The sequence below is a fragment of the Mycolicibacterium baixiangningiae genome, assembly GCF_016313185.1.
Lineage (GTDB): Bacteria > Actinomycetota > Actinomycetes > Mycobacteriales > Mycobacteriaceae > Mycobacterium > Mycobacterium baixiangningiae.
Window position 1 is genome coordinate 5,831,957 of the sequence record NZ_CP066218.1, and the last position, 19,982, is coordinate 5,851,938.

At 68.6% G+C, this 19,982-nt stretch carries 21 protein-coding genes; all 21 read right to left on the reverse strand.

The window, feature by feature from the left end; genetic code table 11:
• Positions 1 to 3 precede the first annotated feature (3 nt).
• Complete coding sequence (locus I7X18_RS27685; RefSeq protein ID WP_193045583.1) at positions 4 to 795, reverse strand: urease accessory protein UreD; 792 nt, start codon at positions 793 to 795, stop codon at positions 4 to 6.
• Positions 792 to 1,403 carry an urease accessory protein UreG gene (gene ureG, locus I7X18_RS27690; protein WP_193045582.1) on the reverse strand — a complete coding sequence of 204 codons (612 nt, stop codon included), beginning with the start codon at positions 1,401 to 1,403 and terminating at the stop codon, positions 792 to 794. The genes I7X18_RS27685 and ureG overlap by 4 nt, the downstream gene beginning before the upstream one ends.
• Entirely contained in the window at positions 1,400 to 3,106 is a 1,707-nt protein-coding gene (gene ureC, locus I7X18_RS27695) for an urease subunit alpha (protein ID WP_193045581.1), read from the reverse strand. The genes ureG and ureC overlap by 4 nt, the downstream gene beginning before the upstream one ends.
• Positions 3,103 to 3,768 (reverse strand): urease subunit beta, encoded by a 666-nt coding sequence (gene ureB / locus I7X18_RS27700; protein WP_193045580.1) that lies wholly within the window; start codon positions 3,766 to 3,768, stop codon positions 3,103 to 3,105. The genes ureC and ureB overlap by 4 nt, the downstream gene beginning before the upstream one ends.
• A 17-nt stretch (positions 3,769 to 3,785) precedes the next feature.
• Entirely contained in the window at positions 3,786 to 4,457 is a 672-nt protein-coding gene (locus I7X18_RS27705) for an urease accessory protein UreF (protein WP_193045579.1), read from the reverse strand.
• Positions 4,454 to 4,903, reverse strand: coding sequence for an urease accessory protein UreE (ureE, locus tag I7X18_RS27710; RefSeq protein WP_193045578.1), 450 nt, complete (start codon positions 4,901 to 4,903; stop codon positions 4,454 to 4,456). The genes I7X18_RS27705 and ureE overlap by 4 nt, the downstream gene beginning before the upstream one ends.
• A 2-nt stretch (positions 4,904 to 4,905) precedes the next feature.
• On the reverse strand, positions 4,906 to 6,312 hold the full coding sequence (locus I7X18_RS27715; protein ID WP_193045577.1) for an amidase: 1,407 nt from the start codon (positions 6,310 to 6,312) through the stop codon (positions 4,906 to 4,908).
• 26 nt (positions 6,313 to 6,338) lie between these two features.
• Positions 6,339 to 6,536: a hypothetical protein gene (locus I7X18_RS27720; RefSeq protein WP_193045576.1), complete on the reverse strand. Its 198-nt coding sequence runs from the start codon at positions 6,534 to 6,536 to the stop codon at positions 6,339 to 6,341.
• A 26-nt stretch (positions 6,537 to 6,562) separates the two neighbouring features.
• Positions 6,563 to 7,951, reverse strand: coding sequence for an amidase (locus I7X18_RS27725; RefSeq protein ID WP_193045575.1), 1,389 nt, complete (start codon positions 7,949 to 7,951; stop codon positions 6,563 to 6,565).
• A gap of 9 nt (positions 7,952 to 7,960) precedes the next feature.
• On the reverse strand, positions 7,961 to 8,767 hold the full coding sequence (locus I7X18_RS27730; protein WP_193045574.1) for an ATP-binding cassette domain-containing protein: 807 nt from the start codon (positions 8,765 to 8,767) through the stop codon (positions 7,961 to 7,963).
• Positions 8,757 to 9,662, reverse strand: coding sequence for an ABC transporter ATP-binding protein (locus tag I7X18_RS27735; protein ID WP_193045573.1), 906 nt, complete (start codon positions 9,660 to 9,662; stop codon positions 8,757 to 8,759). Before I7X18_RS27735 ends, I7X18_RS27730 begins: the two co-directional genes overlap by 11 nt.
• Complete coding sequence (locus I7X18_RS27740; RefSeq protein ID WP_193045572.1) at positions 9,662 to 10,609, reverse strand: ABC transporter permease; 948 nt, start codon at positions 10,607 to 10,609, stop codon at positions 9,662 to 9,664. Before I7X18_RS27740 ends, I7X18_RS27735 begins: the two co-directional genes overlap by 1 nt.
• Positions 10,606 to 11,565: an ABC transporter permease gene (locus I7X18_RS27745; protein ID WP_193045571.1), complete on the reverse strand. Its 960-nt coding sequence runs from the start codon at positions 11,563 to 11,565 to the stop codon at positions 10,606 to 10,608. The genes I7X18_RS27740 and I7X18_RS27745 overlap by 4 nt, the downstream gene beginning before the upstream one ends.
• Positions 11,562 to 13,184: an ABC transporter substrate-binding protein gene (locus I7X18_RS27750; protein WP_226863307.1), complete on the reverse strand. Its 1,623-nt coding sequence runs from the start codon at positions 13,182 to 13,184 to the stop codon at positions 11,562 to 11,564. The genes I7X18_RS27745 and I7X18_RS27750 overlap by 4 nt, the downstream gene beginning before the upstream one ends.
• A gap of 223 nt (positions 13,185 to 13,407) precedes the next feature.
• Positions 13,408 to 14,151: a response regulator transcription factor gene (locus tag I7X18_RS27755; RefSeq protein ID WP_193045570.1), complete on the reverse strand. Its 744-nt coding sequence runs from the start codon at positions 14,149 to 14,151 to the stop codon at positions 13,408 to 13,410.
• 92 nt (positions 14,152 to 14,243) lie between these two features.
• Positions 14,244 to 15,017: a Rieske (2Fe-2S) protein gene (locus I7X18_RS27760; protein WP_193045569.1), complete on the reverse strand. Its 774-nt coding sequence runs from the start codon at positions 15,015 to 15,017 to the stop codon at positions 14,244 to 14,246.
• The gene (locus I7X18_RS27765; RefSeq protein WP_232375353.1) at positions 15,017 to 17,431 is read right to left on the reverse strand and encodes a N,N-dimethylformamidase beta subunit family domain-containing protein; all 2,415 of its coding nucleotides are present in this window, start codon (positions 17,429 to 17,431) and stop codon (positions 15,017 to 15,019) included. The genes I7X18_RS27760 and I7X18_RS27765 overlap by 1 nt, the downstream gene beginning before the upstream one ends.
• Positions 17,428 to 17,868 (reverse strand): N,N-dimethylformamidase alpha subunit family protein, encoded by a 441-nt coding sequence (locus I7X18_RS27770; protein ID WP_226863306.1) that lies wholly within the window; start codon positions 17,866 to 17,868, stop codon positions 17,428 to 17,430. The genes I7X18_RS27765 and I7X18_RS27770 overlap by 4 nt, the downstream gene beginning before the upstream one ends.
• 174 nt (positions 17,869 to 18,042) lie before the next feature.
• Positions 18,043 to 18,645, reverse strand: coding sequence for an energy-coupling factor transporter transmembrane component T family protein (locus I7X18_RS27775; RefSeq protein WP_193045568.1), 603 nt, complete (start codon positions 18,643 to 18,645; stop codon positions 18,043 to 18,045).
• Positions 18,642 to 19,340: an energy-coupling factor ABC transporter ATP-binding protein gene (locus I7X18_RS27780; RefSeq protein ID WP_193045567.1), complete on the reverse strand. Its 699-nt coding sequence runs from the start codon at positions 19,338 to 19,340 to the stop codon at positions 18,642 to 18,644. Before I7X18_RS27780 ends, I7X18_RS27775 begins: the two co-directional genes overlap by 4 nt.
• Entirely contained in the window at positions 19,333 to 19,971 is a 639-nt protein-coding gene (locus I7X18_RS27785; RefSeq protein ID WP_193045566.1) for a biotin transporter BioY, read from the reverse strand. Before I7X18_RS27785 ends, I7X18_RS27780 begins: the two co-directional genes overlap by 8 nt.
• Between the last annotated feature and the right edge of the window lie 11 nt (positions 19,972 to 19,982).

Below are 19,982 nucleotides of genomic sequence, written 5' to 3' on the forward strand. Positions count from 1 at the left end.
GGGTCATGCCGGGACGGGCTGCGCTGCGACGACGGACGTCACCGTCGCGATCGCGGTCCGCAGGATTCCGCCGTCGGACGCGGCCATTCGCACGGCCCACCCGGTGCCGTTCGGCAGGTCGCTCACCCCGACGTAGAGACGCCGGTCGCCGGTGAGGACGGACAGTGATTCGATCTCCGGAGTCAGCGCCGTCATCGTCGTGTCGCATCCGGCGCCGCCGAGGTACACGGTGGCAAAAGCCGTTGGCGCACGCCGTACCCGGGGCATGGCGCCCAGCCGCTGCGCATCCAGTGCGAGCAGCGTTCCGTCAGGGCCGGCGAACTCCACAAGGGACTCGTAGCTGCCGAATACGTCATCGGTGAGTTCGGGGTGCAACACCACGGCGTCCACGATTACCGCCCGGCCGCCCGGCGAGACACACACCCGGGTGCGCTGCCGGTAGTGCGCGTGTGGGGTGAGGATGCGCGGAGCCGCCTCGAACTGCAGCCGACTGGTCGCATCGACGCGAATCTCGCTGTCCTCCATCGCGACAGCGCCACCGGGCACTCCACTGACAGTGGTCGCGCCCTGCCCGCGGACCACCGCGGACCCGCCGTCGACGACCGCGATCCGCTGCGTGACGACGTCACCGGGAATGACGGTGCCCGCGGCGTTCTGGATGATCACCGAGCCCACCGACCGCCGGACCGGGTCGGGGAACACCCGGCCGATCAGCAGCGGCCAGCGGTAGCGGCGGCGGGTCAGCACCGTGCGTCCGCCGACGTCGGCGAAGGTCAGATCGAGCGCGTGCGTCACACGAACAGCACTTCCCGTTCGAGCACGTCCATCAGCGCCTCGACGCCGTCGCCGCCGCGGGCGCTGATCGCGAGGACCGGGCGGCCGCCACGGACGTCGTCGGCCTCCTTGAGCATCAACGGCAGGTCCACCCCGACATACGGCGCCAGGTCGACCTTGTTGACCACCAACAGATCACACCGCACCACACCCGGTCCGCGCTTGCGAGGGATGTCGTCGCCGCCGGCCACGTCGATCACGAACAGCCAGTAGTCCACCAGGTCCCGGGAGAACGTGGAGGCGAGGTTGTCACCTCCGGATTCGAGCAGGATCATCTCGGTGTCGGGGAACTCGGCCTCCAAGGCGTCGGCGGCGGCGATGTTGAGCGACGGGTCCTCGCGGATCACGGTGTGCGGGCAGCCGCCGGCTTCGACGGCACGCACCCGGCGTGGGTCGATCAGCCCGGACCGGCGCACCCGTTCGGCGTCCTCGGCGGTCACCAGATCGTTCGTTATGACTGAGACGACGCGGCCGCGGCGGGCGAATCCGGCCAGCAGCGCCTCGACGAGTGCGGTCTTCCCCGAACCGACCGGCCCCCCGATGCCGATACGCGCGGCCTTCAACGTCATCGCAGCAGATACCTTCTCGAGAAGGGCACGGTGACAGCCGGTTCCGCGGTGAGCAGTTCGCCGTCGGCGCGCACGTCGAAGGTCCGCGGGTCGACCTCCACGTGCGGCAGCGCGCTGTTGCGGATCATGTCCGACTTGCGCAGTCCGCGAACGGACTTGATGGGCAGGACGTTCTTGCGCAGCCCGAGTCGCTGTGGCACCCCCGCGTCGACGGCGAGCGAGGACATGAACACGAACCCCAGTTCGGCGGCCGCGTCGCCGAGGGCGCCCCAGTTCGGTCGCTGGATCACCGGCTCCGACGACGAGATGGACCCGGCCGCGTCGCCGAGCGCCGCCCACGCGATGAACCCGTTCTTGAGCACCGTCTTGGGTTTGACGCCGAAGAACGCGGGCTGCCAGATGACCAGATCGGCGACCTTGCCGACTTCGACCGACCCGATGTGCGCATCGGCGCCGACCGAAATCGCCGGGTTGATGGTCAGTTTCGCGATATAGCGCTTGACGCGTTCGTTGTCGGCCGCGGCCGTGGTCTCTTCGGGCAGCCGCCCTATCCGGTCCTTCATCACCGCCGCGAGCTGCCAGCAGTTGGCGATGTTCTCGGCGACCCGGCCCATGCCCTGGGTGTCGCTGCCGAAGATCGAGATGGCACCCATATCGTGCAGGAAGTCCTCGGCCACCATGGTCTGCGGCCGGATCCGGGCCTCGGCGAACGCGATGTCCTCCGGCGCTTCCCAATTCATCAGGTGCGCCAGCATCGTCATCGGCACGCCCTCGTCGAGGCCACCGAGCGTGTAGGGGTTGGTGGGGTTCGTGGTGCCGGGAATGACGTTGTCGTAGCTGACGCAGCGGATCAGGTCGGGCGCGTGGCCGCCGCCCGCCCCCTCGATGTGGTAGAGGTGGATCGTGCGGTCGCCGATGGTGGCCATCGTCGTCTCGGAGAACCCGAACTCGTTGATCGAATCGGTGTGCAGGTGCACGGCGAAGTCGGCGGAATCCGCTGCCACGAGGGTCTTGTCGATGATCGCCGGTGACGCACCGAAGTCCTCGTGGATCTTCACCGCACCCGCCCCGGCGGCCACCATCTCCAGCACCGCAGCCGGATCCGACGAGCCGCGCCCGAACGGAACGTAGTTCATCGGCGTGTACTCGCCGGCCTTGAGGAACAGTCCGAGGTTGCGCGGCCCGCCCGTGGCCACCTCGAAGGTGGGGCCCAGCGAGCCACCGATCAGCGTGGTGGTGCCGGTCGACAACGCGTGCTCGGTCTGCTGGGGCGAGATCAGGTGGGCGTGCGTCTCGATGGCGCCGGCGGTGACGATCATGCCTTCGGCCGGAATCGGTGTGGTGGCGGTGCCGACGACCATCCCCTCGGTGATTCCCGGCATGACGTCGGGATTGCCGGCCTTGCCGATGCCGACGATCCGGCCGTCGCGGATACCGATGTCGGCCTTGATGATTCCGCTGACCGCGTCGATGATCAACGCATTCATGATGACGTAGTCCAGCGCGCCGTCTGACACCTTGGTCGCCGGCCGGTAGCCCTCGCCGTCGCGTACGGACTTACCTGCCCCGCTGAGCAGTTCGTATCCGGGGATCGTGTGGTCGTGTTCGACCTCGACGAACAGGTCCGAGTCCGCGAGCCTGACCCGGTCCCCCTTCGTCGGCCCGAACACCCGCGCGTAGGACTGCCGGTCGATCGTGGTCACGATGCTCCTCCTGTCAGGGCCGCCTCGAGTGCGCCGTCGGCGTCGAGAGCGCCGTCGACCAGACCCGAGAAGCCCTGGGCGACGCGGGCGCCGGCCATCGGGATCAACTGCACGTCCACCGGGATGCCGGGTTCGAATCGGACACCCCCGCCGGAGGGCACGTCGAGTTTGTGCCCCCACGAGGCACGGCGGTCGAACTCGAGCGCCGGATTGGTCTCGAAGAAGTGGGCCTGGCTGCGCACCTGGATGTCCCGGTCACCGCGATTGACCACGGTCAGCGTGATCCGCTCGGCGCCGGGGAACAGTTCGACCGGGTCGTCACCGACGATGACCTCGCCGGGACGGATGTCGCTGGCCGCCGGGGTGATCGGGTCGATCAGCGTCACCAACTTCGTGCCGTCGGGGAACGGGGCGTCGACGGCCACGATGCGCACCATGTCCGGTACGCCCGGTTCGCACTGCTCGGCGCGCAGGAGCGTCGTGGCATGGTCGATCACCGCGTCGTAGGCCAGGTTCTTGCGGGCGGCGAGCATCACTTCGTCGGCGAGCAGGGCCACCACCTCCGGGTGGCTCAGGACAATCCCTTCACGCAGGTTGCGCCGGGCCATCTCCGCCGCGCTGAACAGCGTGAGGCGCTCGATCTCGGTGGGGGTCAGGTTCACAGATCTCCTATTGCGTGCTAGCTGGCGAACAGGCGTGCACCGTCACCGCGCCGCTGGGCGGCGATGTCGGCGTAGGCGGTGAATGTGGCCGGGGTACTGGGCGGTTCGCGGCCGAGCAGGGTGAGCAGCAACGGCGTCAGCGCGGACGTGACGCGCTGGGCGCCGAGGTGTCCGACGATGCCGAGGCGCAGTGCCGCGCCGGTGATCCCGGACAGCGCCTGCCACGCCGCGACGGTCTCCGCCGTATCGAGCGTCAGACCGGCGGCGCGCAGGCAGACCGCCTGCGCCACCGCGAGGTGTCCCGGCGCGGACCCCGTCAGCACCCGATCCCGGTACCGGGTGACAGTGGACCCCGACGCCGTGTGGAGCACCGCCGCAAAGGTGGCGAGCGTGGCCGCACCGGCACGCCGGGACGCCTCCCGCAACACCGACATCGTCGCGACGGCCTCCGCCAGGGCGTCGACACCGGCAGGGTCTCCCGCCGTCCACGCTTGACGCATGAGCACCCGATCGCACGTGTGCCACCGGCCTTCCAGCTGTTCGGCCGCGAAGGCACCCACGTCCTCCTCGTCGAGTACCAGGCCGTCTCGGTGCGAACCCTCCAGACCCGACGAGAACGCGAACCCGCCGGAGGGAAAGCCGCTGTCGCCGAACCGGATCGCGGCGAGCAGCTGAGCGAGGTCGGTCATGCGTGCGGCACCCGTTCGACCCCGCCGCTCGCGAGCAGGTCGGCGATGCGCGCGGTGTAGTCGGACTCCGGCCCCTCGAGATGAACGACGAGGGTGTCCCCGCGCTGATCGATCTTCCAGTGCAGGTGCCCGGCGAGGAACCCCAGCCGAAGCGCTGCGGGCAGGTCGGCCGCCCGCAGCACCATGGTCTGCGGTGCGCCGGCTCGCACGACCACAGCGCGGCCGGCCTCGAGCAACAGCACCGCCCCGTCGGCGAGCGCGGTGTCCCGCGGCAGCACCACCGCGTACTCGGCGCCCACGTCCGAGGTGACGCGGAGTCGCTTGCGGTCCAGGTCAGCGGCGTCGAGGTGCACGTATTCGACGGCGTGCCGGTGCCGCAGTTCGTGCAGGCAATCCGCGACGGCCTCGTCGTCGGCCCACCCGACGATGCGGTCGAGGATGTGCATGGTCAGGCGGCCCCGGCGAGCACCGGGGCAATCCTGCCGACCACGTCCGAATTCTGCTCGAGCGCATAGCCGACCTGCAGGATCTCGGGTTCGGCGAACGGCTTGCCGAGGATCTGCACCCCGAGCGGAAGACCTCCGGAGGTGAAGCCGGCGGGCACCGACAGCGACGGTAGCCCGGTGATGTTGGCCGGTGCCGAATAGCGCACGTACGCACCGGTCGCCCCCTCGACGGTGCCGTCGGGCCAGGTGATGAACGGGTCGGCGCGCAGGGTGGCGGGGGCGACCACGGTCGGGGCCAGCAGCACGTCGATCGCCGAGAACATCTCCTTCCACGCCGCCTGCATCAGCGTGCGCAATCGCAACGCGTTGACGTAGTCGGTGGCCAGCTGCGCGGCGCCCGTCTCGAGCAGCGTGCGCACTTCGTCGGTGTATTTCTCCGGTGAGTTGCGCAGGTAGTCCTGATGGTAGGCGGCGGCCTCGGGCATCATGATCGCCCACTCCGTGGCGAGGATGACGTCGGCCATCGGGATCGTCACCTCGACCAGCTCCGCGCCGAGGCTTTCGAGCAGAGCGGCGGAGGCGCCGGCGGCTGCGGCGGTCTCGGGGTCGAGCTGTTCGGTGTAGTAGTTGGTCGGGATGCCGATCTTCTTCCCGGCGACCCCGGCGCCGATCTCGCTCACCATGTCGGGCACGGGGATGTCGACGGTGGCCGGGTCTCGGCGGTCATATCCCGACATCGCCGCCATCACCAACGCCGAGTCGATCACGTTGCGGCTCAACGGGCCCACGTGGTCGAGCGACCACGACAGTGAGGCGACCCCGACGCGCGGGGCACGACCGTAGGTGGGTTTCAGCCCGACGGTGCCGCAGAGCGCCGCCGGGATACGGATCGAGCCACCGGTGTCGCTGCCGAGGGCGACGGGCACCACGCCTGCGCCGACCGCAGCACCTGAGCCACCGCTGGAGCCACCCGGTGTGCGGTCCGGCGCCCACGGATTTCCGGTGGTGGGAGTTGTTGCCCCGTAAGCGAACTCGTGGGTGTGGGTTTTGCCGATCAGGATCATGCCCGCGTCGTAGAGCTTCGCCACCGACACCGCGTCGGCATCGGGCACGTAGTCGGCGCGTTGTGCCGAACTGGACGTGGTCAGCACCCCGGCGGTGTCGTAGAGATCCTTGACGCCGAGCGGGATACCGTGCAACGGCCCCCGGTACTCGCCGTCACCGATCTCCTTCTCGGCGATCCTCGCCTGCTCGAGGGCGATCTCAGGAGTGGTGGTGACGAACGCGGTCAACGTCGGCTCGGTCTCCTCGAGCCGAGCCAACGACGAGTTGACGACCTCGACCGGTGATACCTCCCTGGCCTTGATCTTCGCCGCAACCTCGATCATCGGGAGTTCGTAGAGTTCCACGGGTATACCTTTCGCTCAGTCTCGGGTCACTGCCAGCCGGCGTTGAAGCCGACGGCCGGGACGGTCTCGCCCAGCCCTGCCACCGAAGCGCGCCGGATCAGGGCGAGCGTGGACGAGTAGATCTCGTAGTGCTCCGCCAGCCGCTCGGGCGGCACGGTCAGTTCGGCGAAGTCGAACGCCGCCGCCACGGCGGCTTCCGAAGGGACGAATTCGTTGTCGGACATGGGGTCTCCTATGGTCGGATCGAAGTTCAGAATGGAAGTGGTACGTCGACACACCCCGCGAGCGATTCGAACGCGCGCCCGGCGCCCAGCACGGTCGCATCCGCACCCGGGCGGCCCATCAGCTGCAGCCCGATCGGCAGACCGTCGTCGCCGAACCCTGCCGGCACCGTCAGCGCCGGCATTCCGGTCACGTTGGCCGGCACGGTCAGTGTGTTGATGCCGTCGAGGATGGGCACCGTGGCGCCGCCCAGTTCGACCTCGGTGGCCCCGTACGGCGGAGCGGTCATCGCGATGGTCGCCGAGATCAGCACGTCGATCCCGGAGTCGAACATCGCGGTCATCCCGGCGATGACGGCGGCGCGGGCCCGCAGGCCGGCGAGGTAGTCGACGCCGCTGTAGGCCGCGCCGACGGCAAGCGCATCCTGGACGTCGGTGCTGAACTTGTCCGGGCTCATCCCGGTCTGCACCCCGTGCCATGCGGCGGCCTCGACGCCGCAGACGACGTGCACCACCTCGGGGCACAACTCGACGTCGGTGAACGTCACCCGGCGGATGGTGGCGCCCGCGGCTTCCAGAGTGCGCACCGCGGTCTCGAAGGTGGCGGCGACATCGGGGGCGAGCCGGTCGCAGAAGTACGGTTCGGCGATACCGATCGTCAATCCGGCCAGCCCGCGGTCGAATTCGCTGCGGAAGTCCGGGATGGGCGCGGTGCTGCTGTAGGGATCACCCGGATCGTGGCCGGCGATGACTTCCAGCAGAGCCACGGTGTCGTCGACGGTGCGGCCCAGTGGTCCGGCGTGGTCCAGCGTCGAACTGAGCGCGCTGACACCGCGGCGGCTCACCATGCCGAAGGTGGGTTTGTGGCCGGTCACCCCGCACAGCGCCGCCGGGATGCGGATCGAGCCGCCGGTGTCGGTGCCGAGGGCGGCGGTCGTCACGCCCGCTGCGATGGCGGCGCCGCTGCCCCCGCTGGACCCGCCCGGGATGCGGTCGAGGCCCCAGGGATTGCGGGTCGGCGGGGTGTTGACGCCGTAGGCGTATTCGTGGGTGGTGGTCTTGCCGAGGATGACCGCCCCGGCCTCCCGCAGTCGCCGCACCGCCTCGGAGTCCTCTGTCGCCAAGTGCTCGGGCGCGCCGAGCGAGCCGTTGCCGGTGCGGTACCCGCCGACGTCGTAGATGTCCTTGACCGCGACGGGTATCCCGCGCAACGGGCCGCCGTCGGCCTGCGCCGCACGCTGCTCCTGAGCGACGGCGAGCGCCTCGTCGGCGAACACCGCGGCGAACGCCTGGATCTCGTCCTCGGTCCGGGCGATCTGCGCGAGTGCGCCGCGAACCAGGTCCACAGGGTCCACCTCGCCGCGGTCGATCGCCACGCGGAGTTCGGGAATCGTTCGTTGCGCGAGAGTCTCGGTCACGGGTGCCTCTCAGTTGTGGGTGCCGGCCAGCTCGGGTTCGAGCACGGCGTCGACGAGTTTGCGGGTGATCTCGGTTTCGGGTTCGGTCAGCAGCCGGTCTACCGGGCCGGTCTCGACGAGCCTGCCGTGGTCGAGTACGCCTGCGTGCTCACACATGTGCTCGACCAGAGCGAGGTTGTGGGTGATGAGCAACATGGTCAGCTTCCGTTCGCGCTGAAGGTCTTTGAGCAGGTTGAGGATCTGCGCCTGCACCGAGACGTCCAGCGCCGCGGTCGGTTCGTCGAGGACGACGAAGTCCGGGTCGGTCACCAGGGCGCGGGCGATGCCGAGGCGTTGACGCTGCCCCCCGGAGAATTCGTGGATGTAGCGGTCGTAATGCGAAGGCAGCATCCCGACGCGGTCCAGCAATTCGAGGGTCTTGCGCCTGGCCTCGGCGGCTGAGGCGGTCCGGATCAACCGCAGGGGGTAGGCGATCTGGGCGCCGACGCTGCGGCGTGGATTGAACGCCGAACCCGAATCCTGGAACACGATCTGGATCTGCTGGCGGTAGCGGCGCATGGCCAGGTCGGAGAGGCCGACGAGTTCGTTGCCGTCGAAGGTCACCGACCCGGACGTGGGCGTCTCCAGACCCATCACCATCCGGCCCGTGGTGGTCTTTCCCGAGCCGGATTCGCCGATCAGGCCGAATGTCTCGCCGCGTTCGACCGCGAAGCTGACCGAGTCGACGGCCACGAACTCACCGCGTTTACCGTCCTCGCCGCGGACACTGAACACCTTTGTCAGGTCGGTGACCGTGACCAGCGGATCACGCGACATGGGGTTGCTCCTTCGTGGCGGTCAGGGTGGTGTCGCCGTGGAACTCGAACAGTCGCCGGTCCGCCCGCGGTACGGAGCGGGTGCCGGGGTCGAGGTGCAGACGGGGCACCGCACGCATCAGCCCCTGCGTGTACGGGTGCTGGGGCCGGTTCAGCACCTGGTCGACGGCGCCGGATTCGAGCACATCGCCGCGGCGCATCACGGTGTCGTCGCTGCACACGTGGGCGACGACGCCGAAGTCGTGGGTGACGAGCAGGATCGACGTGCCCAGTTCGGCGTTGATGTCGACGAGCAGATCGAGGATCTGTTTCTGCACGGTGGCGTCGAGCGCCGTGGTCGGTTCGTCGGCGAGTAGGAGCTCCGGCCGGCACGACAGTGCGATCGCGATCACCACGCGCTGGCGCTGCCCGCCGGACAGTTCGTGCGGATAGGACCGCATCCGCCGCTTGGCGTCGGGCAGTGCCACGAGGTCGAGCGCTTCGAGCGCCTTCGCCCTCGCCGTCGCCTTGTCGACCCGCTGGTGCAGGCGGATCACCTCCATCAGCTGTGCACCGACGGTGAACGACGGGTCGAGCGCCGACAAGGCGTTCTGGGAGACCAGTCCGATGTGCGGGCCGCGGATGGCGCGCATCTCCTTGTCCGTCTTGTCGAGCAGATTCTCGCCGCGGAACAGGATCTCGCCGCTGGTGATCTCCGCGCGGGTGCTGCCGAGCAGGCGCAGCACCGCCAGGGAGGTCACCGACTTGCCGGACCCCGACTCGCCGACGAGGCCCAGAATGCCCCCCTCTCGGACGGTGATGTTGGCGTTCTTCACCGCGTGCACCACACCTCCGTCGGTGTGGAAGTCGACCGACAGATTTCTGACATCCAGCGCCGCTGGGGTTTCCGGGCTCATCAGATCGTCTGCTTTCGCGGGTCGAGGGCGTCGCGGATGCCGTCGCCGATCAGGTTGAACGCCAGGGAGACGACGAGGATGAGCAGACCCGGGATGGTCGCGACGTGGTAGATGCCTTCGAGTAGGACGTTCTTTCCGTCGGCGGTCATGATCCCCCAGTCCGGGGTGGGCGGGATGACGCCGACCCCCAGGAAGCTCAGACCGGAGGCCACCACGATCATCAGGCCGCACAGGGTGGTCGCGTACACCAGCAGTTGGACGACGACGTTCGGCATCAACTCCCGGAACATCAGCAGCAGCGGGTTGGCGCCGTACGCACGGGCCGCTTCGACGTAGTCCTTCGAGGATTCCTGGACGGTCGCCGTGTAGGCGACGCGCGCCATATAGGGGACCAGCGTGATGCCGATCGCGAGCATCACGTTGCCCAGACCGGCGCCCAGCACGGCGGACAGCGCGATGGCGAGCAGCACCAGGGGGAACGCGAACAACACGTCGAGGATGCGCATGAGGGTCTCTCCGGCGCGGCTGCGCCGGAAGCCGGCGAACAGCCCGATCATCAGGGCCAGCGGGAACACCACGAGTACCGGGACGACCGCCACTGTCAACGAGTTCCGGCCGCCGTAGAGCAGGCGGGTCCAGATGTCGCGGCCCTGGCCGTCCAGCCCGAGGAGGTGCCCGTCGGTGCCGACACCGGCGAGCCGGTCGACCGGATCACCGGCGACGGGACTGTAGGGCGTCAACAGCGGCGCGAAGATCGCCGCGAGCGTGACGGCGACGAGCACCACGAGTGACACCACCGCCCACCTGTCCCGGCGGAAGGCTCGTACTGCCAAGCGCCACGGGGGTTTCGGGACGTGCGTCTCGGTCGGGGCGTGCCCACCGGCCGACGTCCGGCGTGCGCCGATCAGTGAGCGGCCTGTACCGACCGCCTGGGCGAGTGCACTCATGCGCGAACCGTCCTTCGAGTGCGTGGATCGAGCAGGCCGACGGCCGTGTCGGCGACGAGGTTGATGATCACGAAGGCCAGCGCGATGAACAGCACACCGGCCTGCACCACCTGGATGTCGCGCTGCGTGATCGAGGTGTAGAGCTGCTGGCCGAGCCCCGGCCAACCGAAGACGACTTCCACGAAGACCACCCCACCCAGCAGGTAACCCACCTGAAGACCGATGACGTTGACGATCGGTGGCAACGCATTGCGCAGTGCGTGCCGCCACAACACCGACGAGGTCGACAGGCCGGAGGCACGCAATGTGCGGATGTAGTCCTGCGCCAGGATGTCGACCATCACGCTGCGGGTCATCCGGGCGATCACCGCGAGCGGAACAAGCGCCGCCGCGATGGCGGGCAAGACGAGATGCGCCAGCAGATCTCCGATTCCGCCGGGGAATCGCGGGTTGTACATGCCCGAGGTCGGCAACCAGCCCAGCCCGATGGCGAAGATGCCGATCAGCAGCAGACCGAACCAGTACACCGGCACACTCGCTCCGGCGAGCGAGATGACCATGGAGGCGCGGTCGAAGATGCTGTACTGCTTGTGGGCGGCGATGACGCCGAGCGGTACGGCGATCACGATGCACAGCACCAACGCCGCGCCCGTCAGGATGAGGGTGTTGACGAAGCGCGGCACCATGATGTCGGTGACGGGCGCGTTGACCGTCAGTGAGCGTCCGAGATCCCCCTGCAATAGCCCGCCCAGGTAGTCGAAGAACTGCACGGGCAGCGCCCTGTCGAGGCCGAGTTCGGTGCGCAGCGCGGCGACGGTCTCCGCGGTCGCCCCGGTGCCCAGGATGGTCACGGCGGGATCGCCCGGGACCATCTGCAGCAGCAGGAAGACGATGAGGGCCACCCCGAAGAGCACGAGAAGCGTGGAGAGCAGGCGGTTTCCGATGACACGGGTCACTGTTCGAGCCTCACTTCCGTCAGGTCGTACCACTCCTCGCTCGCCGAGACGAAGCCGGTGACGTAGGGCGCCAACATGTACGGCGCCTTGTCGTTGACGATCGGCACCAGGGCGGCGTCGTCGCTGACGATGTTGTTGGCCTCTCGCCACCACTTCTCGGCCTCGGCCGGGTCGAGCGCGGTGATCGCGTTGTCCATCGCCTCGTCGAGCACCGGATTGTCGTAGTACCCGACGTTCGGGCCGTTGGGCGCCTGCAGTTCCGAGGAGGTGACGATGTAGAGCCAGTACGGGCTGGTCATACCCCACGACATCTGCGCCATGCCGACCCCGTCCTGCATACCGCGTGCCCATACCCCCAGATACGAGATCCACTCCTGGGTCTGGATTTTCATGTTGATCCCGACCTCGGCGAGGTTCTGCTGGATGAATTCGGCCATCTGCGCCGGCATGATCTGCCCGGATCCGTCGGTGGAGGTGATGAGGGTGGTCTCGAATCCGTTCTCAAGGCCGACCGAGGCCAGCAGTTGCCGCGCCTTGTCCAGATTGCGTTCGTAGACGTCCCGACGTTCGACGTAGCCGCCGGCCGAGATGGCCTGCACGCCGTACGCCGGGGTGACCGAGCCGCGCAACAGATCCTGCGCCATGCCCTCGCGGTCGACGGCGAGGTTGATCGCCTGGCGCACCTCGGGTATCGAGGTGTACCGGTCCTTCATGTTGAAGGACAGGTACCAGGTGTGCGGCGGGATGCCCTCGGACAGCTGGTACCCCTCGCTGACGAGGTTGTCGATGCTGTCAGGGTTGGGCACCGCGATCATGTCGACATCGCCGGACCGCAGGGCGGCCGTCCGCGCCGACGGGTCGGGAAGGGGCCGGAACACCACGCCGTCGATATAGGGCACCTTGCCCCAGTAGTCGTCGTTGCGGACCAGGTCGATGCGCTCACCCCGGATGCGTTCGGCGAACTTGAACGGTCCGGTGCCCACCGGGTGGTCGGCGACGTCGTCGCCGTATTTCTCGAGGGCGGTGGGGCTCATGATGGCCGTGGAGCCGTTCCCGCCCTGGGTGAGCATCCGCAGGAACTCCGAAAACGGTTGCTTCAGAATGATCTTCACGGTGTGCTCGTCGACGGTCGAGACGGACTCGACGAATTTCCACACGAAGCCCGTCTGTCCCGCCGCCCGTGCGGAGTACATCGGTGAACCCTTGTCCCACATGCGGCGGACGTTGTACTCGATGGCCTTCGCGTCCAGCGGGGTGCCATCGTGGAACCGGACACCCTTGCGGATGTGGAAGGTGTAATCGAGCCCGTCGTCGGAGACCTCCCACGACTCGGCCAGGCCGGGTTTGAGCGGGGGGATCGTCGCCTGGTCCGACGGGATCGTCAGGTCCTGGTCCACCAGCGGTTCGAAGATCTGCCGGTTGATCCGCCACGACACCCACCCACCGGCAACCTGGGGATCGAGGATGTCGGCCTCGGATTCGATCGCGACGACGAAGACGTTGCCCGTCTGGGCGGGCGGGCGTGAGCATCCGGCGACGGCGGTGCCGGCACACATCGCGGCCACGCATACGACGAACAGACGCTTTGCGTTGCGCCACAGCCTGTATCGAGGCGTCATCCGCGAATCCTCCGGGTAGAGCGAGTGATCGGCCGCTGTACGCGCTGCACCCCGGTGAGCAGTGGCATCCGCCGACATCGAACTCCACGGTAGGAGATCCGCCGCGTCTGCAACATCCGTCATCCGACGTATTCGGTTGCAGCCGAGCCGAACCCGCAGGCAGCACGGTACTCCGGATCACCTCTGTGGTCCGGGTTTCCGGATTCGGTTGTTCAGAGCGTCTTTACGGTGCGCGGTGCGGGCACCGTGACGACGGGGCGTTGGGGGCGGCAAGACCCAGTTCGGTGGCGTGGACCGCGGCGGCCACCCGGTTGGCGACACCGAGCTTGCGCAGGACCCGTTCGACGTGGGTGCTCACGGTGCGCGGCGACAGGAAGAGCCGGTCGCTGATCTCGGCGTTGGACAGCCCTCCGCGAAGCAGCGCGAGGATCTCCTGCTCCCGCGGGGTCAGCCGGGCGCGCGCCCTGGCCCGCTGCCGCGTCACGTACTTGGTGAACAGGGGTCGGGCGGTTTCGATCATGCAACGGCTGCGTGCGGAGAATTCCGGGCGCTCCATGTTGGCCTGACACATCCCGACGACCTCACCGGCGCCGTCGTGCAGCACCATGAGGAAGCCGTTGGTGAACCCCTCCGGTCGCAACACCTGCGCGCCGCTGTAGGAGTCGGGGAACTCCGGCACGTCCACCCAGTCCGTGATGCGGTTGTGGTCGGAGAACTGCTTCTGGAATTCGGGAAGCGACTGGATGTCCGAACTCAGATAGCTGGCGACGGCGTCGGAGTAGCCGATCGATTTGACCAGGCTGAACCCCGTGCTCTGTGGCGCCTTGTAGGCGAGCAGGAAGCTGTCACAGCCCGTCTCGACACGGAGGAAGTCGATGGCGCCGCGGATGCGCACCTCGGTGTCCGGGGACACCATCGCCGTCGCGATCGAGGAGAAGTCAGGAGTGTCGATTCCCGCACGGGTCATCTCGTCGTTCTCCCTCCGAACTCACGTCTGCTGATGTGGTCCAGTCGACTACGAGCGGAGGTCGGGGAGGTTCGGGATCTGTTTCGGAGCCGTTAAGTCCGTCGTGACATGGCGCACAGTTCGCCGCGGATCAGTCGGTCGTCGATGGTCGTCGCGCCGTCTGACGGCGAATGCAGTCCCCACACGACGGTGCTGCGGGTCGGGCCTGCCGGGCGGCTCAACGCGGTGAACGCGGTCGTCCCCGAGCGCACGATCGCCACATTCGGCGCGACGGCCGCGAGCACCGCGTCGGCGCCGAGCATCCCCGCAATGGCCGAGGCGGCCCGTTGCGGGGTGGTCAACCAGTTGCCGGACAGCAATTGCGAGCCGATCGCCGCCACGCGCCCGGGTGGGACCGCGTCGGCGATGGGCAGCGGCGCCGGCTCCTCCAACGTCACGTTCAGGAACAGCAGCGGCCCCCACTGCGCCAGGGGCAGTCCGACGGTTCTGCGTCCGTCGCCGATGAATTCGACGCGGGCCCGTCCGCCCGGGTCGGTGGCGCTGTCGAGTACCCCGCCGTCCTCGCTGAACGCGCACGCGAGGTGAGGGCAGCGCACGTTGCGGGTGCTGCCGCAGTGCACCGGAATCGACATGCACCCCCCGAACGGTCTGGCGTTGATCGCGGCCGTGAGCCCGTCCTCGGTACGTCGCACGTGGGCGGCGTGGTGGCCGATGGTCGCGGGCAGGACGGCGCCGACCTCGGTCAACTGGTCGGCGAAGCCGACACCGACCCACGTGCCGGTCCAGTCGGCGGTGTCGGCGCTGCCGTGCCGGCCCGCCGGCGCAGACTGCAGAAGCAGATTCCGCCTCGCCGCAACGGGTCCCATCAGTGCGGCAATTCCTCGGGCAGCTGGAAGTTCAGCGCCGGCGTCGAGTCGAACCGGCCCCTGGACCGGACTTCGGCGGCGTCGGGTGCCGGCAGCGGTCCGTCGGCCCTGAAGTGGTCGAGGACGTTCGCGGTCAGCTTCGAGATGTTGTTGTCGTACCCGTTGTGAGACAGGCTGCCACAGTAGGAGATCGAACTGAACGCCCACACTGCGCCGCCGTTCGGGGTCTCGTGGAACGCCATGTCGGCGCGGATGCGCGGGTTCTGCGTTCCGGTGTGGCCGGGGGAGTTGGTCAGGATGAGCTCGGTCACCGTGAGGTAGGCGTCGGTGTGCAGTCCCGCCGACGTTGCCACGAGCAGGGTGTGCGGCGGCGACCCGAGCGTGGTGTCGACGGTGTCGAGTTCGGCGCCGGCGGCGCCACCGCCGACGAGCCCGAAGTCACCGAGCCGTTCGTCGTAGCCGATACCCTCGAACGCCCACGCCACCCGCGGATCGTCGCTCTCGGGTGTGCGCTTGAAGTAGGTCGAGATGTCGAATCCCTGTGCCACCATCGACGTTCCGCTGACGGCAGCCATATCGCGGCCGAGGAACCGCCACATACCGCCCAGCTTGCCGTCGCTCTGGTGGTGGTACTCGCCGGGTTGCGCCTGCCAGGGCCTGATGCCGGATTCGCAGCGCCGCATCTCGGTGAGCTCACCGCGTCCATAGGCCGGGTGGAAGGTGTGCCGCCAGTAGAACCCGTCGCCGCCCATGTACATCAGCCGTCCGCCGCGGTCCTTGTAGGTGTGGATGGCGTCGAGGTAGTGACTGTCCTTGTGTTCGGGGTGCGACCCGGTGATCAACACGTTGTACCCCTCGATCCGCTCGAGGCCGTCGTAGCTGATGTCCTCGTCGGTGATGACGTCGAACTCGTACCCCAGCTCGGTCAGCCAGTCGATGAGGTGCAGATCGGCGTTGAACTGCCACGGCGACTGGGTCAGCCACGAGTCGTACTTGGGCCGCACGTTGAGGATCGGCCGCAGGCGCGACGAGATGTGCACGCCGGAGCCGTCGCTGTGGGTGTCGTACAGCGAGTAGCCGTACTCTCGGTGCACGGACAGGAAGATGTTCTGCGGCGCCATGATCGGGGTGCGGTACAGCAGGGCTTCGGCGCTGCCGAAGTTGGTGGCCTCGTGCTCGTTGGCGTAGGCCATGTAGTCGGTCGTCGACATGATGACCGCGATCTTGGCCTGCGGCTTGCCCAGCGGGGTGCGCACCATGAACGGGATGTAGTCCTCGTCGCCGTCGTCGGTGGTGAGTTTGACGGCGTAGACGGCGCTGGGCAGGTGGTCGGGAACGTCGAGGGTGAAGTCGGTGTCCCAGCGGGCGTCGTCGACGTCGTCGTCGTGGAAGTGGATGGCGCCGTACTCGCGGTGGTCCACCGCCCACGACGTCTGGGCGCCGCTCCAGTTGTGGCCCGTCATGGCCCGGGCCGGCATGCCGACGAGTTCGCCGTCGAGTCGGTAGGGCCCGCAGTCAACGATCGCGCGGGTGGGGATCTGCAGGCCGAAATCCCAGGCGGCCACCAGAGCGGCGCCCAGATCGGGTGAGGGACCGACACCGCGCCGTTCGTCCATCCCCGGCGCCGCACCGAGTTTCATCGTCTCGATCTCGAGCCGGGTGAGCGCGCGTGAGCACAGCCGCACCGCGTCGATCTTGCCGTTGTAATGGTCGGTCATCACCCAGCCGTGCGGTTGGCGCGACGCACGGTCGGGTTCGGTGTGCCCGGGGTGCGCGGCGAGCGTGAACGGCACCGCGCTGTGCGCGATCGTGTCGGTGAACGTGGTCCTGGCGGGTGCGGGCACCGGATCGAGGGCGTAGCGGATCTGCGGCTCGTGGTGCAGGACGGCGTGTCCGCTGGGGGCGTCGAACGTCGCGGCGATGAAGTGCCAGGCGCGGTCCCGGACGGGTTCGGCCGCGGTCAGCGTCTGGTCGTTGATCCGCAGGCACACGCGTCCGGAGAGGTCGAGGAACAACCCGTAACCCGTGCCGTCGGACCACTTTCCGGCGATCATCTGCTCGCCGGGAGACCAGTAGCCCTCCACCTTGGTCGGCATGGTCGGCCAGATCCAGCACTGCAGGGTGAAGCTGTCCACGCGCAGCGGGCGACGGTCGAGCACCATGCCGTAGGAGCCGGCGTGGATGGTCTGCGGGCGGCCGGGGTAGTCGCCGTTGACGGGCGAGTCGATGGTTTGCTCCTTGAAGCCCGGCCCACTCGGATGGGTGTCGCCGTGGATCAGCTTGACCAGTTCGGCGCGGTACGTGGCGGGCCCGTCGCAGTGGACGAAGAAGTCGAGGCTGTCGCCCTGTTCGACCGACCACTTGCTGCCGTAACCGGTGAGGCGCAGCAGGTCCGGGTACATGTCGGCGCTCACCCCCAGTTCTCCCCTCGCGCCTTCCACGCCGGGTTGTAGTGCTCCGGCATCCCGTCCTCGGTCGGGTACTGGTCGAGTCGCATCGTGAAGATCTCGGCCTGTGCGGCATGCTCGTCGGTGAAGACACGATCGTCGACGAACTTCGGTGGCACGCCGCGGACGCCGGACAGCCGGACGATCCGCCACTCCCGCTCGGGCTTGGTGCACAAGATCACCAATTTGCCGCCGAAGGCGCCTGCAGGTTGCATCCGCATCCGGGTCAGCACCCGGTCGAGTTGCATATCGTCCTGGATGCCGCCGTGAGCGCCGATCGCGGTGCCCGGTCCCTCGGTGCGCACGACGGAGAAGCCCGGCACGCCCTGGAAGTCCTCGACGCTCGCCTCGACCGCCTTCCGCATCTTCTGCCGGGTGGCGTCGTCCTCGGGGATGGGGATCATGCGGCTTCACGCTATGGGCGTTGGCCGCGCCGCACCATCGGGTGTTTGACGGATATTTCGCGGCGCGTCGAGTTCCACACCACGGTCGTCGCCCGCGCGATCCCACGACCCTGGTGCAGATCTCGTCGCGGGATTGGTCGCGCTAGTCGACCGCTCAGCGCGTTTCAGCCGATCTCAGTCGAGGCCGCGTGCGGCGAGCGCCTCGGCGAACCCGTCGGCGGTGCGCAACGCCGCGACGACCACCGGCGCGACCGCGATGCGCGGCGAGAAGCGCAGCCCCCGGGCGCGGCGCGCCTCGTCGACCTGGCGCACCGTCTCGACCATCAGCGGAATCGCCCGGATCGTCAGAGCCAGGGCCAGCGCGACCTGTTCGACCGGGAAGCCGACCCGACCCAGCGGCCGCATCGCCCGGGTCATGGCGGCCAGCATGTCGGTGGTGCGGGTGCTGGCGGTGACGGCTGCCGCCAACGCCACCGACAGCAGCAGCACGCCGCAGACCACCAGCGCACGACGCCAATCGGTGAACAACAGCTGGAAGCCGAAGATGAAGACGACCACCCAGAGGACGGGACGAAGTTGGGCGGCAACCTCTTTCACGCTCATGCGGGCGGACGCGAAAACCACCGCCACACCGGCGGCCGCCACGCCGAGCTCCGCGGGTGAGTCGACAAGGACCGACATCAGCGCGATCAGCGCGCCGAGCCCGACGAGCTTGACCCCGGCCGGCAACCGGTGCAGCAGCGACCGGCCCGGCCGGTAGACCCCCAGCACCGTCACGTCATCAACCGCCGGTAGGCGCGCAGCGCGACCGACGGGACGTCGTCGGCGACCACCTCGCCGTCGTCGAGGACGATCACCCGGTCGAAGTCGTCGACCAGCGCGAGGTCGTGGGTCACCACGATCAGCTGGGTGTCCAAGGTGGCGAACGCGGCGCGCAACATCGCGGCGTTGCGCAGGTCCAGCAGCGTCGTCGGCTCGTCGGCCACCACGATGCGCGGTTCGGTGACGAGCACGGCCGCCAGCGCCAGGAGTTGCTTCTGCCCACCCGACAGCAGATGTGCGGGGTGGTCGGAGTGCCCGGCCAGGCCGAACCGCTCGAGCACCCGCCGGATGCGCTCGGTGCGCTCATCGCGGCTCAACCCGTGGCGGGACAGCGACAGTTCGATGTCCTCGGCGACTGTCGGCATGAGGATCTGCCGGTCGGGGTCGGTGAACACGAACCCGACCCGGCGGCGGACCTTGCGCGTGGACCGCCGGGTGTCCAGACCGTCCACCCGAACCGTGCCCCGGTCCGGCAGCACCAGGCCGTTGATCATCCGCGCCAGCGTGGACTTGCCGCTGCCGTTGGCGCCGAGGACACCGATCCGGCGCTCGGTGAGGGTGAGGGAGATGTCCCGCAGGACGGGGCGGCTGCCGAAGGAGTGGGCCACCTCCTCGAAGACGATGCCGTCGAACACGATCCCGTCACCCATCGGCGGTAGCGGCCCGGCGCCGCCCCCACGGGGCGATCAGGCCGGGCCTGGCGCGGTGCACCTGCGCGGCGACGAAGGCGGTCACCACCGCCTTGGCGAGGTCGCCCGCCACGTAGATCCCATTCGTCGACAACGCGGCCCACCACGACAGGTCGGTGCGGATCATCAGGCCCACGGTGCCGAACGCATAGATCACCGCCATGCCGCCGACGACGTTGATCGCGATGCCCCACACCACGCGGTACCGCGGCATCATCAGGGCGGTCAGCGCACCGATCACGACCGCGGCGGGCAGCCACCCGACGAAGAATCCCGCGGTAGGGGACGCCAGCGACACCAGACCGGTGCGGGCGCCGGCGAGGATTGGCAGCCCGGCGATGGCGAGGATCGCGAACAGCGCGACGGCCAGGGCTCCCTTGCGCGGGCCGAGGATCGATCCGGCGAGCATCACGCCCAGGGTCTGCACGGTGATCGGCACCCCGCTGGGCCCGACGGTGATCGTGCCCGGCAGCCCGAGGGCGGCGATCAGCGCGGCGAACACCGCCGCCTGGGCGAGGTCGCCCGCCGATACGCTCCACCGTCCACCCCGGGCACGTGAGTGTCCGGTCTGCTCAGCCGCCTTCCCTGCCATGCCGGAGATTA